This window comes from Devosia albogilva (assembly GCF_042685625.1).
GTDB lineage: Bacteria > Pseudomonadota > Alphaproteobacteria > Rhizobiales > Devosiaceae > Devosia > Devosia albogilva.
Window position 1 is genome coordinate 837913 of record NZ_JBHUNP010000001.1, and the last position, 15981, is coordinate 853893.

The 15981-nt window shown below is 67.3% G+C and carries 9 protein-coding genes; all 9 read left to right on the forward strand.

Annotated features, from left to right (window positions below; translation table 11 throughout):
• The first annotated feature begins 5 nt into the window (after positions 1-5).
• The 9 genes from odhB to ACFSX5_RS04315 all read left to right on the forward strand — a co-directional run bounded on the left by odhB (position 6) and on the right by ACFSX5_RS04315 (position 15934).
• Complete coding sequence (gene odhB / locus ACFSX5_RS04275; RefSeq protein WP_386832054.1) at positions 6-1352, forward strand: 2-oxoglutarate dehydrogenase complex dihydrolipoyllysine-residue succinyltransferase; 1347 nt, start codon at positions 6-8, stop codon at positions 1350-1352.
• A 152-nt stretch (positions 1353-1504) separates the two neighbouring features.
• Positions 1505-1954, forward strand: a complete 450-nt coding sequence (locus ACFSX5_RS04280) for a hypothetical protein (RefSeq protein ID WP_386832055.1) — start codon at positions 1505-1507, stop codon at positions 1952-1954.
• A gap of 143 nt (positions 1955-2097) precedes the next feature.
• Positions 2098-3507, forward strand: a complete 1410-nt coding sequence (gene lpdA, locus ACFSX5_RS04285) for a dihydrolipoyl dehydrogenase (protein ID WP_386832056.1) — start codon at positions 2098-2100, stop codon at positions 3505-3507.
• Between the two features lie 229 nt (positions 3508-3736).
• The gene (locus ACFSX5_RS04290) at positions 3737-4831 is read left to right on the forward strand and encodes a microcin C ABC transporter permease YejB (RefSeq protein WP_386832057.1); all 1095 of its coding nucleotides are present in this window, start codon (positions 3737-3739) and stop codon (positions 4829-4831) included.
• Positions 4828-5970 (forward strand): ABC transporter permease, encoded by a 1143-nt coding sequence (locus tag ACFSX5_RS04295; RefSeq protein ID WP_386832058.1) that lies wholly within the window; start codon positions 4828-4830, stop codon positions 5968-5970. Before ACFSX5_RS04290 ends, ACFSX5_RS04295 begins: the two co-directional genes overlap by 4 nt.
• Positions 5967-7586: an ABC transporter ATP-binding protein gene (locus ACFSX5_RS04300; protein ID WP_386832059.1), complete on the forward strand. Its 1620-nt coding sequence runs from the start codon at positions 5967-5969 to the stop codon at positions 7584-7586. The genes ACFSX5_RS04295 and ACFSX5_RS04300 overlap by 4 nt, the downstream gene beginning before the upstream one ends.
• A gap of 28 nt (positions 7587-7614) precedes the next feature.
• On the forward strand, positions 7615-9465 hold the full coding sequence (locus ACFSX5_RS04305; RefSeq protein WP_386832060.1) for an extracellular solute-binding protein: 1851 nt from the start codon (positions 7615-7617) through the stop codon (positions 9463-9465).
• 266 nt (positions 9466-9731) lie between these two features.
• Positions 9732-11597, forward strand: a complete 1866-nt coding sequence (locus ACFSX5_RS04310; RefSeq protein WP_449240226.1) for an autotransporter assembly complex protein TamA — start codon at positions 9732-9734, stop codon at positions 11595-11597.
• Positions 11597-15934 (forward strand): translocation/assembly module TamB domain-containing protein, encoded by a 4338-nt coding sequence (locus tag ACFSX5_RS04315; protein WP_386832062.1) that lies wholly within the window; start codon positions 11597-11599, stop codon positions 15932-15934. Before ACFSX5_RS04310 ends, ACFSX5_RS04315 begins: the two co-directional genes overlap by 1 nt.
• The last annotated feature ends 47 nt before the right edge of the window (positions 15935-15981 follow it).

Here is a 15981-nt window from a genome sequence, read left to right on the forward strand (position 1 = left end):
AGCCAATGTCGACTGAAATCCGGGTTCCGACGCTGGGCGAAAGCGTCACCGAAGCCACCATCGGCCAGTGGTTCAAGAAGGTGGGCGACACCGTTGCCGCCGACGAGCCGATCGTCGAACTGGAAACCGACAAGGTGACCATCGAGGTGCCCGCGCCGGCCGCCGGGGTGCTGGAGGCGATCGCCGCAGAAGCCGGCGACACCGTCGATGTCGGTGCCCTGCTGGGCGCCATCGGCGGTGATGGTGCCGGGGCTGCTACTACTGCTGCTGCGGGCGAGACCAAGACGCAGGCCCCGGCCAACAATGCCGCCGGTCCCGAGCCGGTTCAGGAGAACCCGGCGCCGCAGCCGGTCACCGCCACCGATCGCGCCCCTGCCCCGTCGGCCCAGAAGCTCATCAACGAGAAGGGTCTCGACGCTGCGAGCATTCCCGGCTCCGGCAAGCAGGGTCAGGTGCTGAAGGAAGACGTGCTCGCAACCCTCAAGGGCATCGCCGCCGCGCCGGCCAATCAGCCGGCCGCCGCACCGCAGGATGCCGCTCCCAAGGTCTACCAGCCGGCTCCGGCCTCCGCCCCGGCTGCCAAGGCCCCCGAGGTCAAGACCCCGTCGGCTCCCGCCCCGGCGCCGCGTGCTCCGGTCGCCGCCGATGACGCCGGCCGCGAGGAGCGGGTCAAGATGACCCGCCTGCGCCAGACCATCGCCCGCCGCCTCAAGGACGCGCAGAACACCGCCGCCATGCTGACCACCTTCAACGAGGTGGACATGAAGCCGGTGATGGACCTGCGCAATTCCTACAAGGAGCTGTTCGAGAAGAAGCACGGCGTCAAGCTCGGCTTCATGGGCTTCTTCACCAAGGCCGTGGTCCACGCCCTCAAGGAGATCCCGGCCGTCAACGCCGAGATCGATGGCGACGACATCATCTACAAGAACTACGCCCACATCGGCGTCGCCGTCGGCACCGACAAGGGCCTCGTGGTTCCGGTCGTCCGCAATGCCGACCAGATGACCATTGCCGAGATCGAGAAGGAAATCGGCAATCTCGGCAAGAAGGCCCGCGACGGCGCCCTCTCCATGGCCGACATGCAGGGCGGCACCTTCACCATCTCGAACGGTGGCGTCTACGGCTCGCTGATGTCGACCCCGATCCTCAACGCGCCGCAGTCGGGCATCCTGGGCATGCACAAGATCCAGGAGCGTCCGGTGGTGGTCGGCGGTCAGGTGGTCGTCCGCCCGATGATGTACCTCGCCCTCAGCTACGATCACCGCATCGTCGACGGCAAGGAAGCGGTGACCTTCCTGGTCCGCGTCAAGGAATCGCTGGAAGCACCCGAGCGTCTGGTCCTCGACCTCTGATTTTCACGACCTGAGGCGTCGGCGGTAACGTTTTGCAAGCAGAACCACCGCCGGCGCTCTCCTCAGCGTGAACGGAAAGCTCACAATCCCTTAACGCAATCCCTGCAGATGCAGAGGGTCGTGTCCAACCTCCGACAGGAGAAATGACGCCCGTGCGCCCCCTGCTCCTCGCCGCCGCGCTGCTCGCCGCAATCACCCCCGCCACCGCCCAGGAATCCGCCCCTGCCGACGCCGCTTTCGTCGGCGAACTCATGGCTTTCCACGGTTCCCGGGCGATCGTCGACGTGATGACCACCCACTGCTACGAGACCACTGGCCTCGACGGCGCCTACCGCACCGCCTACGACAACTGGTACCTGCGCAATATCGGCTTTCTCGACCTGGCCGACCGCGTCGCCCGCCAACTCGGCGGCGGCAGTGAAAAAGAGATAGCTGCCGCAGAGACTTACGGCGGCACCCAGATCATGAGCGCCTACAACCAGGCCGACGACAAGACCTCGTTCTGCACCGCTTTCCGCGAGCGGGTCGACGCCGGCGAACTCGACATCGACAAGCAACTCCCCGACACCCTCCGCCGCGCCCAGCAGATCGCGGCGCAGTAGCGCAGCGGTCCGACGGAGGATTCATTGCCCCGGGCGGCCGGCTGGTGTAACTCGTGACCGATGCGGTTGACGGGCGCGCCGGCGCCCGCTCCAGTGTCGCCGCACACCCATAAACCGTTCGCACCACACCGGGACTCTTCACCATGGCAGACAGTTTCGACCTTACCGTCATCGGCTCGGGGCCCGGCGGCTATGTATGCGCCATCCGCGCCGCGCAGCTCGGCATGAAGGTGGCTGTGGTCGAAAAGTGGCCCACGCTCGGCGGCACTTGCCTCAACATCGGCTGCATCCCCTCCAAGGCCCTGCTGCACGCCTCCGAACTGCTCGAGGAGGCCACCCACGGCTTCCAGCAGCTCGGCATCGACGTGCCGCGCCCGCAGCTCAATCTCGGCCAGATGATGGTCCACAAGGCCGACACCGTGGCGGCCAATGTCGGCGGCGTCGACTACCTGTTCAAGAAGAACAAGATCACCGTCTTCCGCGGCATCGGCTCTATCCCGGCAGCCGGCAAGGTGCTGGTGACGCCCCAGTCCGGCGCGCAGCAGGAGATCAGCTCCAAGAACATCGTCATCGCCACGGGCTCCGTCTCCGCCTCCCTGCCCGGCATCGAGATCGACGAGAAGCAGGTGGTGACTTCCACCGGCGCGCTCAGCCTCGAACAGGTCCCGTCCAAGCTCCTGGTCATCGGCGCCGGCGTCATCGGCCTCGAACTTGGCTCGGTCTGGCAGCGCCTCGGCGCGCAGGTCACGGTGGTCGAATATCTCGACCGTATCCTGCCCGGCATGGACAGCGAAGTCGCCCGCCAGTTCCAGCGCATGCTGCAAAAGCAGGGCATGGAGTTCCGCCTGTCCAGCAAGGTCGCCGGCATCGATCGCGACGAGAACGGCGCCCTCAAGGTTCGCATCGAGCCAGCCAAGGGCGGTGACGCCGAGGTACTCGGCGCCGATGTCGCGCTCGTCGCCATCGGCCGCAAGCCCTACACCGACGGCCTCGGTCTCGACCTCGTCGGCGTTGCCCTGGACGAGCGCGGCCGCGTCCGCGTCGACGCGCACTACAAGAGCTCGGTGGACGGCATTTATGCCATCGGCGACGTCATCGCCGGCCCGATGCTGGCCCACAAGGCCGAGGACGAAGGCATAGCGGTTGCCGAAATCCTCGCCGGCCAGGCCGGTCACGTGAACTACGGCGCCATCCCCGCGGTGGTCTACACCAACCCGGAAGTGGCCACCGTCGGCAAAACCGAGGACGAACTCAAGGCCGAGGGCATCGACTACAAGGTCGGCAAGTTCCCCTTCACCGCGAACGGCCGTGCCAAGGCCATGCTGGCGACCCAGGGCTTCGTGAAGATCCTCTCCGACGTCAACACCGACCGCGTCCTCGGCGCCCACATCATCGGCAAGAACGCCGGCGAGATGATCCACGAGCTGACCGTCCTGATGGAATTCTCCGGCTCCTCCGAAGACCTCGCCCGCACCACCCATGCCCACCCGACCCTGTCGGAAGCCATCCGCGAAGCCGCGCTGATGCTGGGCGACGGCGCGATCCATATCTGAGCCGGTTCAGGCACCGGAACCGTCCACAAGCACGATGTCACCCCGGCCTTGAGCCGGGGCCCATCCTGAGATCTCAAGATGGATCCCCGCTTTCGCGGGGATGACACTGCGGTTGGGGCGAAGGTCGCGTATACGTACCCATTCCCCGCCCCACGCCCTTGCCAATCCGTCATCGAAGTGTTGCACTGCCTCTTGAGCTAACCTGCTGATTTGCAGGCTGGAGAGGTCATTGGGCGCCTATATCCTTCGCCGCCTGTTGCTGATGATCCCGACGCTGTTCGGCATCATGGCCGTCTCCTTCGTGATCACCCAGTTCGCGCCCGGCGGGCCGGTGGAACAGGCGCTCGCCAACCTCTCCGGCCAGAACTCCAGCTTCATGGACCGCTTCACCGGCAGCGGCCAGGGCGACGCGGCCGGCATCCCTCAGGGTGGTCAGGGCAGTGGCTACCGTGGCAGCCAGGGCCTGCCCCCGGAACTGGTGGAGCGCATCGAAAAGCAGTTCGGCTTCGACAAGCCACCGCTCGAGCGCTTCGTCACCATGATCGGCAACTACCTGCGCTTCGATTTCGGCCGCAGCTATTTCCGCGACATCTCGGTGATCGACCTCATTCTCGAAAAGATGCCGGTGTCGATCTCGCTCGGGCTGTGGATGACGCTGATCGCCTATGGCGTCTCCATCCCGCTCGGCATCCGCAAGGCGGTGCGCGACGGCTCGCGCTTCGATGTGTGGTCCTCGACCATCGTCATCATCGGCTACGCCATTCCCGGCTTCCTGATCGGCATCCTGCTGGTGGTGCTCTTCGCCGGCGGCAGTTTCCTGCAGATCTTCCCATTGCGCGGCCTCACCTCGCCCGGCTGGGAGAGCTTCCCCTGGTGGCAGCAGATCCTCGACTACCTGTGGCACCTGACCCTGCCGATCATCGCCATGGGTCTGGGCGCCTTCGCCACCACCACGCTCCTCACCAAGAACAGCTTCATCGACGAGATCGGGAAGCAATACGTCACCACCGCCCGTGCCAAGGGGCTGACCGAGCGGCAGGTGCTCTACGGGCACGTGTTCCGCAACGCCATGATGCTGGTAATCGCCAGCTTCCCCGTCGCCTTTGTCGGCGCCTTCTTCGGCGGCTCGCTCCTCATCGAAACCATCTTCTCGCTCGACGGGCTCGGCCTTCTCGGCTTCCAGTCCGTGGCACAGCGCGACTACCCCGTGGTGTTCGCGACGCTCTACATCTTCTCGCTGATCGGGCTGGTGCTGAGCCTCTTGTCGGACCTCGCCTATATGTGGATCGACCCGCGCCTCGATTTCGAGAGCCGCGCCGTATGACCGAGATGATGGCCGAGGCCGCCGCCCTCGAAACGCCCCGCAACCGCCGCCTCTCTCCGCTCAACCGCCGGCGCTGGCAGAACTTCCGCGCCAACCGCCGCGGTTGGTGGTCGCTGTGGCTGTTCCTGGCGCTGTTCCTCGTTGCCATGGCGTCCGACTTCATCGCCAACGACCGGCCGATCGTCGCCTCCTACAAGGGCGAGTTGCTGTTCCCGGTGTTCGTGAACTACCCGGAAGCCAAGTTCGGCGGCTTCCTCGCCACGCCGGACTATCGCAGCGACTACATCGCCAACGAGATCGAGACCAATGGCTGGGCCATCTGGCCGCCCGTGCGCTTCAGCTATGGCACCATCGACCGCTACCAGCCGGGTCCCGGCGCCACGCCACCGAGTTGGCTGCTCTCCGGTGACCAGATCTGCGCCCAATATCGTCAGGGCACGGCCGACCCGAACTGCCACTGGGGCAATTTCCACTGGCTCGGCACCGACGATCGCGGCCGCGATGTGCTGGCCCGGCTTCTCTACGGCCTCCGTATCTCCGTCCTTTTCGGCTTCATCCTCACCATCCTGTCCTCCGTCGTCGGCGTGTTCGTCGGTGCGGTGCAGGGCTATTTCGGCGGCTGGGTCGACCTGCTGGGCCAGCGCCTGATCGAAATCTGGACCTCGATCCCCGCCCTCTATCTCCTCCTCATCATCTCGAGCGTCATCACCCCGAGCTTCTGGGTGCTGCTCGGCATCCTGCTGCTGTTCTCCTGGGTATCGCTGGTCGGAATCGTACGCGCCGAATTCCTGCGCGCCCGCAACTTCGAGTATGTGGCCGCCGCACGCGCGCTCGGCGTCTCCAACCTCGCCATCATGGCCCGACACCTCCTGCCCAACGCCATGGTGGCCACGCTCACTTTCATGCCCTTCATTCTGTCCGGTTCGGTGGTGACTCTGACCTCGCTCGACCTGCTCGGCTTCGGCCTGCCGCCCGGCTCCCCGTCGCTGGGAGAGTTGCTGGCTCAGGGCAAGAACAACCTGCAGGCGCCGTGGCTCGGTATCACCGGCTTCGTCACCATCGCCACCATGATGACGCTGCTGGTCTTCATCGGCGAGGCGGTGCGCGACGCCTTCGACCCGCGCAAGACCTTCGCATGACCGCCCCCCTGCTCACCGTCCGCGACCTCACCATAAGCTTCGGCCAAACCGAAGTGGTGCACGGCGTCGGCTTCGAGATAAAGCCTGGGGAGGCGCTGGCGCTGGTGGGCGAAAGCGGCTCCGGCAAGTCCGTCACCGCCGCCTCCATCCTCCGCCTGCTGCCGCCGCAGGCGCATGTGGCTGGCTTCATCTCCTTCGAAGGCACCGACCTCGCCGCCTCCACCGAGCCGTCCCTCCGGGGCATTCGCGGCAACCGCGTCGGCATGATCTTCCAGGAGCCGATGAGTTCGCTCAATCCGGTGCACACCGTCGGCCGGCAGGTCGGAGAGGTGCTGGCGGTGCATCAGGGGCTCCGGCCCAATGCCGCCCGCGTCCGGGTGGTCGAACTCCTCCGCAGCGTCGGCATTCCCGACCCCGAACGGCGCCTCGAGGACTACCCGCACCAGCTCTCCGGCGGCCAGCGCCAGCGCGTGATGATCGCCATGGCGCTCGCCAACGACCCGGCACTGCTGATTGCCGACGAACCCACCACGGCGCTCGACGTCACCGTCGAAGCCCAGATCCTGGCGCTGCTCAAGGCCGAGCAGCAGCGGCGCAACATGGCCATGCTGTTCATTACCCACGATCTTGGCATCGTCCGCCGCCTCGCCGACCGGGTGGCGGTGATGACGGATGGCCGGATCGTTGAGACGGGGCCGGTCGCCGACGTGTTCTCCCGCCCGCAGCACGAATATACCCGGCATCTGCTCGCCGCTGCTCCGCGCGGTACTGCCGCGATCCCTGCCGCCGATGCACCGGTCGTCGCCGAAACCCGCGACCTCAAGGTCTGGTATCCCATCAAGCGTGGCCTCTTCCGGCGCACCGTGGGCCATATCCGCGCCGTTGACGGCGTGGACCTCACCGTCCGCGAGGGCGAGACCGTCGGCATCGTCGGCGAAAGCGGCTCCGGCAAATCCTCGCTCGGCTACGCCCTGCTCCGCCTGCTGCCCTCGACCGGCAGCATCGTCATCCTCGGCAACCGCATCCACGATCGCTCCGCCCGCGCCCTGCGTCCCCTGCGCCGCCAAATGCAGGTGGTGTTTCAGGACCCTTACGGCTCCCTCAGCCCGCGCATGTCCGTGGCCGAGATCGTCGGCGAGGGCCTTGGCGTTCACCGCCGCGAACTGTCCAGGGCCGAACGGGACCGCCGCGTCGCCGCGGCGCTCACCGAGGTGGGCCTCGATCCGGCTGCCGGCAATCGCTACCCGCACGAATTCTCCGGCGGCCAGCGCCAGCGCATCGCCATCGCGCGCGCTCTGGTTCTGGAGCCGCGGCTGGTGGTGCTCGACGAGCCGACCTCGGCGCTCGACGTGTCCATCCAGGCGCAGATCGTCGACCTCTTGCGCGAGATCCAGCAGCGCCGCAACCTCTCCTACGTGTTCATCTCGCACGACCTCCGCGTGGTGCGAGCCCTCGCGAACCGCGTGCTGGTCATGCGTAGCGGCATGGTGGTCGAACAGGGGCCGACCGAGGCCATCTTCTCCGACCCGCGGGATCCCTACACCCGCGAACTGATGACAGCCGCCTTCGGCCTCGCGCCCATCGAAACCCTGTCACCGGCCCCCGAACCGGACTAGTCTTGCCCGAAAGCCTGCGGAGACCATCATGAAGCTCGCCTCCTTCCTCCTTGCCGGCCTTGCTGCCGTGGCACTCGCCCTCCCGGCCGCCGGCCAGAGCCCGACCGGTGTGTGGCTGCACGGCGACTCCCTGGTCGAGGCGCCGAAATATCCCGAGGGCTTCGCCCATTTCGACTACGTCAATCCCGATGCGCCGAAAGGCGGTACGGTCCGGATCGGCAATCAGGGCAGCTTCGACACCTTCAATCCGATCCTGCCACAAGGCCAGCCGGCCTCGGGCCTCGGGCTGGTGTACGAGACGCTGATGACGCCTTCGCTAGACGAGTCGTCGACCCACTATGGCCTGCTGGCCGAGGCGATGATGGTGGCCGACGACTATGGCTCCGTCACCTTCCGCATGAACCCCGATGCCCGCTGGCATGACGGCGAGCCCGTCACGGCCGAAGACGTGGTCTGGTCCTTCAACAAGACCATCGAACTCGACCCCGACTACGCCGGCTACTATGCCGACGTAGAAAGCGTCGCGGTGACCGCGCCCGGTGAGGTCACCTTCACCTTCAACACCACCGACAATGCCGAACTGCCGCACATCCTCGGCCAGGTGCTGGTGCTGCCGCAGCACTGGTGGGAAGGCACCGACGCAGAGGGCAACCAGCGCGACATCTCCCGCTCGACGCTGGAGCCGCCCATGGGTTCGGGCCCCTATCGCGTTGCCGAGTTCGACCCTGGCCGCACCATGGTCTATGAGCGGGTCGAGGACTATTGGGGAGCCGATCACCCAACCCGCATCGGCACCAACAATTTCGACGAGTACCGCATCGAGTTCTTCCTCGACGAGACGGTGCAGTTCGAGGCCTTCAAGGCCGATCAGTTCGACTGGTGGTTCGAAGCCTCCGCGCGTCGCTGGGCGACGCAGTTCGACTTCCCGGCTGTGCGCGAAGGCCGCATCGTGATGGAACGCTTCCCGCAGGATTTCGCCGGACGTGGTGCCATGGTCGGCTTCGTGCCCAACCTTCGCCGACCGATCTTCCAGGACGAGCGGGTCCGTGAGGCGCTGAACTATGCCTTCGACTTCGAGCAGCTCAACGCCACCCTGTTCTACGGCGAGTACTACCGGGTCGACAGCTACTTCTTTGGCCTGCCCTTTGCCTCTGATGGCCTGCCACAGGGTGAGGAACTCGAGATCCTCGAAAGCGTCCGTGAGCTCGTCCCGGAGTCGGTCTTCACCGAGGAATACACCAACCCCGTCGCCGGAAACGACACAGCGCTCCGCGAGAATCTCCGCCGCGCCCTCGAACTGCTGAACGCTGCCGGCTACACCCTCAATGGCAACCAGTTGGTCGACGCCAGCGGGCGCCAGCTCGCCTTCGAGATCCTGCTCAACGGCCCGACCATCGAGCCGGTGGCGCAGAACCTCGTCGACAACCTCGCTTTGATCGGCGTCGCCGCCACCATCCGCATCGTCGACGGCGCGCAATATATCGAGCGCCTGCGCACCTTCGATTTCGACATGATCTACGGGAGCTGGGCGCAATCCTTCTCACCGGGCAACGAGCAGCGCTTCTTCTTCGGCTCATCCACGGCCAACCAGCAGGGATCGCGCAACCATGCCGGCATTGCCGATCCCGGCATCGACGCCCTGATCGAGCTGCTGGTCGCCCCGGATGATCGCGAGACGCAACTCGCCATCACCAGCGCCCTCGATCGCGTGCTGCTGCACCACCACTACGTCGTGCCCACCTACATGGCACAGAACAGCCGCTATGCCCGCTGGGACCGCTTCGGCCGCCCCGACCCGCTGCCGGAGTTCAGCAACGGCTTCCCCACCATCTGGTGGTGGGACGCGGAAAAGGCGGCAAAGGTGGGCGGCGCCAACTAGTCCGCTGCCGCTCCGAGTGTGTTCCCAAGGCATCGGTAGCGGGCCGAAGCAGAATGATTTTGCCTCAAAGGCTATGATCGTTCGCCAGCCCGCCCTAAACTCACCACGCTCGTGCCGCCTCTGTGGCAGCACGAGCGAGCTGGGCGAGCTGCTTAACGAAATCTTCTCGCCCGCGTGATGGAATGCGGCTTCTGCTTCCGGGCGGAGCATCAAGGGCGGGACCGAGTCAACTGCGAAGCGCAAGGCAGGTAACGAGTATCAGCGCTGTGTGCCTGGCCGTCGGACTTGCTCTGGCGGCCCCTGCCGCCGCGTTCGAAATCTTCGGCTTCCGTTTCTTCGAAGACGAGACGGAAGACGCCGTCATCGCCGATCCGCAGCCCTACACCATCGAGGTGGTGATTGCCGGCGACGGTGATCTCGAAGGGGTTGTCCGCCGGGCCTCCACCCTGGTCCAGGATTCCGCCGATCCTGCCTCCGGCGCCGCCGGTCTGCTCGCCACCGCCCGCGGCGACTACCAGCGCATCGTCGCCGCCATGTACGGCGAGGGCCGTTATGGTCCGGTCGTCAGCATCAGCGTTGGCGGCCGCGAAGCCTCCACCCTGCCGCCCGACGTCTCCCTGCCCGACCCCGTGCCGGTGGTGATCACCGTCGATCCCGGTCCCGAATTCCGCTTCAGCCGCCTCGCCATCGCCAACCAGGCGCCACCGACGGCCGACCCCGACGACTATGTCGACCCGCCCTTCGAGGTTGGCTTTGCCGCCGGCGAAGTCGCCCGCTCCGGCCTGGTGCTGCGCGCCGAAAGCCTGGCGCTCGAGGCCTGGCGCCAGCTCGGCCATCCCAAGGCCGCCGTGGCCAGCCGCGACGTCGTTGCCGACCACGCCACCAACACCGTGGACGTCACCCTCGTGGTCGATCCCGGCCCCCGCGCTGCCTTCGGCGCGGTGTCGGTCACCGGCCACGAGCGCATGGACCCCGAATTCGTCGCCTGGATGACTGGCCTCACCGTCGGCGAGGAATACGATCCCGACGAGATCGAGCAGGCCCAGAAGCGCCTCGACCGCCTCGAAGTCTTCCAGGTCGCCCGCCTCGAAGCGGCGCAGAATGTCGGACCCGATGGCCTGCTGCCCTTCACCGCCATCGTGCAGGAACTGCCCGGCCGCCGCTTCGGCGTCGGCGCCACCTATTCCAGCGTCGACGGCCTCGGCGTCGAAGCCTTCCACCTCTGGCGCAATCTCTTCGGCCGCGCCGAGCGGCTGCGGCTCGACGCCCGTGTCGCCAGCATCGGCTATCCCGTCGATACCTCCCAGTTCGACTACTTCTTCGGCGGCACCTTCACCAAGCCCGGCGTGTTCACCCCCGACACCGACTTCATCGCCGCCGTCTCGGCCGAGCGCAGCATCTACCCCACTTACACCGAGACCTCGCTGAGCGCCCGGGCCGGCCTGAACCACGTTCTCAGCGACCACATCGCCTTCGAGGCCGGTGCCCAGTTCGAGCGCAACCGCTTCGACGACGTCTTCGGCACCCGCGACTTCGCCGTGCTCGGCCTTTATGGCAGCGCCACGCTCGACTTCCGCGACAACCCCACCAACGCCACCGAAGGCTGGTACCTGCAGGGCACCCTCGAGCCCTATTACGAACTCGTCTACGGCAACCCGCAGGCCCGCCTCGTGGTCGAGGGCCGCACTTATTTCGGCTTCGGCGACGACGATCAGTTCGTGCTCGCCGGCCGCTTGCGGGCTGGCGCACTGGTCGGCCCGTCGCTCGACCAGATCCCGCCCGACAAGCTGTTCTTTGCCGGCGGCGGCGGCTCGGTTCGCGGCTACGGCTACCGCTCCATCGGCGTCGATGACGGCAATGGCAACATCACCGGTGGCCGCTACCTGCTCGAAGGCTCGGTGGAAGCCCGCGCCCGCGTCACCCAAGACATCGGCGTCGTCGGCTTCGTCGATGGTGGCTATGTCGCCGCCGACGTCTTTCCCGCCATCACCGACCTCCGCCTCGGCGCCGGCATCGGCGTCCGCTACGAGACCGGCTTCGGCCCGCTGCGCGCCGACCTCGCCATTCCGCTCAACAAGCGGGCGGGCGATCCGGACTACGCCGTCTATGTCGGCATCGGGCAGGCCTTCTGATGCCCAGGTTTACCACCCCTCTCCGCGCCCTGACCCTCGCCACGCTGTCGGCGGCGACGCTGGCTCTTGCCGCCCCCGCTGTCGGGCAGCAGGACGTGCTCGCCATGAGCAACGAGGAGCAGAAGGACTGGCTGACCAACTTCGTCCAGGACCGCCTGTCGACCCCGGAGCGCCAGATCCGGCTCTCCAACATCGACGGCATCCTCGGCTCCAACGTCTCGGTCCGCGAGATCACCATCTCGGATGCCGATGGCGTCTGGCTCCGCGTCAACAATGCCAGCCTCAACTGGAACCAGGCCGCGCTCTTCCTCGGCCGGCTCGAGGTGAACTCGCTCACCGCGGACTCGATCGAGTACTTCCGCAACCCCGTCCCCTCGGACCAGCCGAACCTTCCGGCGCCGGAAGCCGGCAGTTTCCAGATCCCCGAATTCCCGGTCGCCATCATCCTCAATGAGCTGAGCGTGCCGACGGTCACCTTCGGCGAGAACGTGTTCGGCCTCGGCTCCGAGATTTCCCTCGCCGGTGCCTTGCAGCTCGAAAGCGGCAATCTCGACGCCAGTCTCGACATCGTCCGTCTCGACGGCCCGGGCGGCACGCTCGACCTCGACCTCGACTACCTGGCCGAAACCAACGTCCTCGACCTCGGCTTCGTGCTGGAAGAGCCCGAGAACGGCGTCATCGCCAACCTGCTCAACATCGAGGGGCGCCCCGCCGTCTCGCTCACCCTCACCGGCAGCGGTCCGGTCTCGGACCTGCAGGCCGATCTGACCCTCGCTGCCAACGGCCAGACGGCGCTCGCCGGCACCACCACGATCAGTCAGGTCGCCGAAGGCTACACGGTCGATGCCGACCTCCGCGGGCCGCTCTCGACCCTGATCGCCGAGCCCTACCGTCCCTTCTTCGGCGCCGAAACCGCGCTGACGGCTGACGCCCTGGTCCGCTCCGAGGGCGGCTTCACCGTCGACGCCTTCCGCCTCAGCGGCGGGCAGCTCTCCGTGTCCGGTAGCGCGGCGACCACGGCGGACAACTTCCTCACGCGCCTCGATCTCGACGCGGTCATCGCCGATCCGAGCGGTGCTGCCGTCACCCTGCCCGTCCCCGGCGCCGCCACCCGCATCGGCTCGGCCCAGCTGTCGATCGACTATGGCACCGAAGCCGGCGACACCTGGTCCGCCACGCTCGCCGCCTCCGGCTTCGAAAGCACCGATTTCGCCGCCGACACCCTCCGCTTCGACCTCGGCGGCGTCGCGGCCAATCTCTCCGATCCGGCTACCCGCCGCCTCACCTTCAACGGCGATGGCGCCCTCTCCGGCATCGCCGCCAGTCCGGAAGTCGAAGCGGCCCTCGGCGACAGCATCGGCCTCGGCATCGCCGGACTGTGGAATGCCGGCGAGCCGGTGCAACTGGCTGAACTTCGGATTGCCGGCGCCAACCTCACCGCCGCCCTGACGGGGCAGTTGGACGGGTTCGACTTCAAGGGCGATATCGGCCTCGAAACCTCCAGTATTTCTCCCTTCTCCGGCCTCGCCGGTCGCGACCTCGACGGCGCCCTGTCGCTCGACGCCACTGGCCTGATCCAGCCGCTGAGCGGCGGCTTCGATCTCGTGCTCGACGGCACCGGCACCGGTCTCAGCATCGACGATGCCGTGGCCGACCGCCTGCTCGAAGGCACGGTTGAACTCTCCGGCCGCATTGCCCGCACCGAGACCGGCCTCGAAGCCGACGCGTTCCGCCTCGGCAACCAGCAGTTGCAGCTCACCGCCGACGGCACCTACGCTTCGGCGGTCGCCGATTTCGGCTTCACCCTCGATCTCGCCGACCTGGCGCTGGTCACCGATGCCGCCTCCGGCGCCGTCCGTGTCATTGGCACGGCCCGCGGCGAAGAGGGCATTGTCGACCTCTCGCTGGTCGGCACCATCGCCGAGGGCCAGCTTGTCGATCGCGCCCTGCGCGATGCCACCCTGCGCTTTGATGGCAGCACCACCGATGCCGGACTCACCGGCACCATCTCCGGTGAAGCCGCGCTCGATGGCTACCGCACGCTTCTGTCCGCCAGCCTCGCCGCCGACAGCGACGCCCTGGCGCTGAGCCAGATCGACTTCCAGGCCGCTGGCACCCGCGTCACCGGCGCCGTCACCCGCACGGCCGCCACCGGCCTGCTCGATGGCTCGCTGTCGCTCGTTTCCCCGGATGTCTCCATCCCTGCCGCCTTGCTGCTGCTCGATGCCGAAGGCGCCATCAATGCCGACGTGACCCTCGCCGCCACCGATGACCGGCAGTCGGCCACCGTGCGCGCCGATGTTTCGTCGCTCCGGCTCGACGCGATCCGCATCGGCTCCGCCGACGTCAGCGCTACCGTCGCCGACCTGTTCGGCGTCCCCGCGATCGACGGCAGCGCCTCCGCCACCGACGTGGTGGCCGGCGGGGTCACGGTGGAAACCCTCACCGCCCGCGCCAGCCAGACCGGCGGCGCCACCAGTTTCGACGCCCAGGCCCGGCTCGCCACCGGCACCGATCTCGACGTCGCCGGCTCGCTGGCCCCGGTCGAGAACGGCTTCCGCCTCGCCCTCGAGCGCGCCGACCTCGACCAGGGCAGTCTCTCGGCACGGCTGGCCCAGCCCGCCACCCTGGAAGTGATCGGCGAGAGCGTCCAGCTCGACGCCATCCGCTTCGATGTCGGCTCCAGCTCGATCACTGCCACCGGCACCGCCGGCAGCACGCTCGACATCACCGCCGACATCCAGTCGCTGCCGCTCTCGGTGGCCAATGCCTTCGCGCCCGATCTCGCCTTGAGCGGCACGCTCAGCGGCCGTGCCAGCATCAGCGGCGCCTCGTCCGACCCGCAAGTTCGCTTCGAAGCCTCCGCCAGCGGCGTCAACGCCGCGGCGCTTAGCGATCTCGGGGTCAACAACGTCTCCGCCACGGCCAATGGCACCTATGCCGGCGGCACCGTCCAGCTCGCCGCCCTCTCGGCCCAAGGCGGTGGAGGACTAAGCCTCTCCGGTTCCGGCAGCGTCCCCCTTTCCGGTGGCGGTCTAGACCTCCGCCTCACCGGCTCGGCGCCACTCGCGCTCGGCAACCGCTGGCTTGCCGATCGCGGCGGGCAGCTCAGCGGCGTCCTCGACCTCGATGCCCGCGTCGGCGGCAGCCTCACGAGCCCCACCTTCGGCGGCACCGTGTCCACCACTGGCGCCGGCTATGTCGACCCTGAACTGAACCTGCGTCTGGTCGGCGTCTCCGGCAGCGCCACGCTCGACGGCACCAACCTTGTCATCCAGCGCCTGAGCGGCAGCTCTGCGACCGGCGGCACGGTGTCGGCGTCCGGCTCGATCGGGCTGTCCGGCGGCTTCCCCGCCAACCTGACCCTGGCGCTCCGCAATGCCCGCTATGCCGACGGCAACCTGTTCGTCGCTACACTCTCCGGCGACCTGGCCCTCACCGGCAACCTGGCCGGCAATCCGCTCCTCAGCGGCGATGTGCTGGTCGAGCGCGCCGACATCACCGTGCCCAACAGTTTCGGCGGCGGTACGCAACTGATCGATGTCGACCACCGCAACACCCCCCGCCCCGTTGCCATCACCCTCGACCGCGCCCGCATCGACACCGCTCCCGGCGCACCGGTGCCGCAGACCCGTCCCGCCGGCCTCTTGCTCGACGTCACGCTGAACGCGCCGAACCAGGTCTTCATTCGCGGTCGCGGCCTCGATGCCGAAGCCGGCGGGTCGGTACGCCTCACCGGTCCGGTCAACAACATCCAGCCGGTCGGCGGCTTCTCGCTGATCCGCGGCCGCCTGTCTGTCCTCGGCCAGCGCATCACCTTCGAATCCGGCACCGTCACCCTTGTCGGCGACCTCGATCCCTTCCTCAATCTCGTCGCCCGCACCGAGGGCGATGGCATCACCGTGTTCGTCACCGTCTCCGGCCGCGTCTCGGAAGTGGATGTGAGCTTCACCTCCAACCCGCCACTGCCGCAGGATGAAGTGCTGAGCCGGCTGATCTTCAACCGCTCCCTCGACGAACTCTCGCCGCTCCAACTGGTCCGCCTCGCTGCGGCGGCTGGAGAACTCGTCGGCGGCGGTGGTGGTGGTCTGGTTGACGGCCTGCGCGGTGCCGCCGGTCTCGCTGATCTCGACGTCGTCACCGACGACCAGGGGAATCTCGCGGTTCAGGCCGGCACCTATATCCAGGACAATGTCTACCTTGGCGTCACCGCCGGGGCGAACGGGCAGAGCCGGGTGAACATCAACCTCGACGTCACTAACGACCTCACCGTGCGCGGCTCGGCTGGCCAGGACGGCGACACCAGCCTCGGTGTCTTCTACGAGCGCGACTACTAGCCCCTCAGAGGTTGACGCCCCTCGCCCGCCGACGCACCCTTGTGGTC

Bases quoted from the DNA above. Each gene is read 5' to 3' on its own strand.
- odhB (WP_386832054.1), top strand. From the start codon at position 6: ATGTCGACTGAAATCCGGGTTCCGACGCTGGGCGAAAGCGTCACCGAA.
- lpdA (WP_386832056.1), top strand. From the start codon at position 2,098: ATGGCAGACAGTTTCGACCTTACCGTCATCGGCTCGGGGCCCGGCGGC.
- ACFSX5_RS04295 (WP_386832058.1), top strand. From the start codon at position 4,828: ATGACCGAGATGATGGCCGAGGCCGCCGCCCTCGAAACGCCCCGCAAC.
- ACFSX5_RS04300 (WP_386832059.1), top strand. From the start codon at position 5,967: ATGACCGCCCCCCTGCTCACCGTCCGCGACCTCACCATAAGCTTCGGC.
- ACFSX5_RS04305 (WP_386832060.1), top strand. From the start codon at position 7,615: ATGAAGCTCGCCTCCTTCCTCCTTGCCGGCCTTGCTGCCGTGGCACTC.
- ACFSX5_RS04315 (WP_386832062.1), top strand. From the start codon at position 11,597: ATGCCCAGGTTTACCACCCCTCTCCGCGCCCTGACCCTCGCCACGCTG.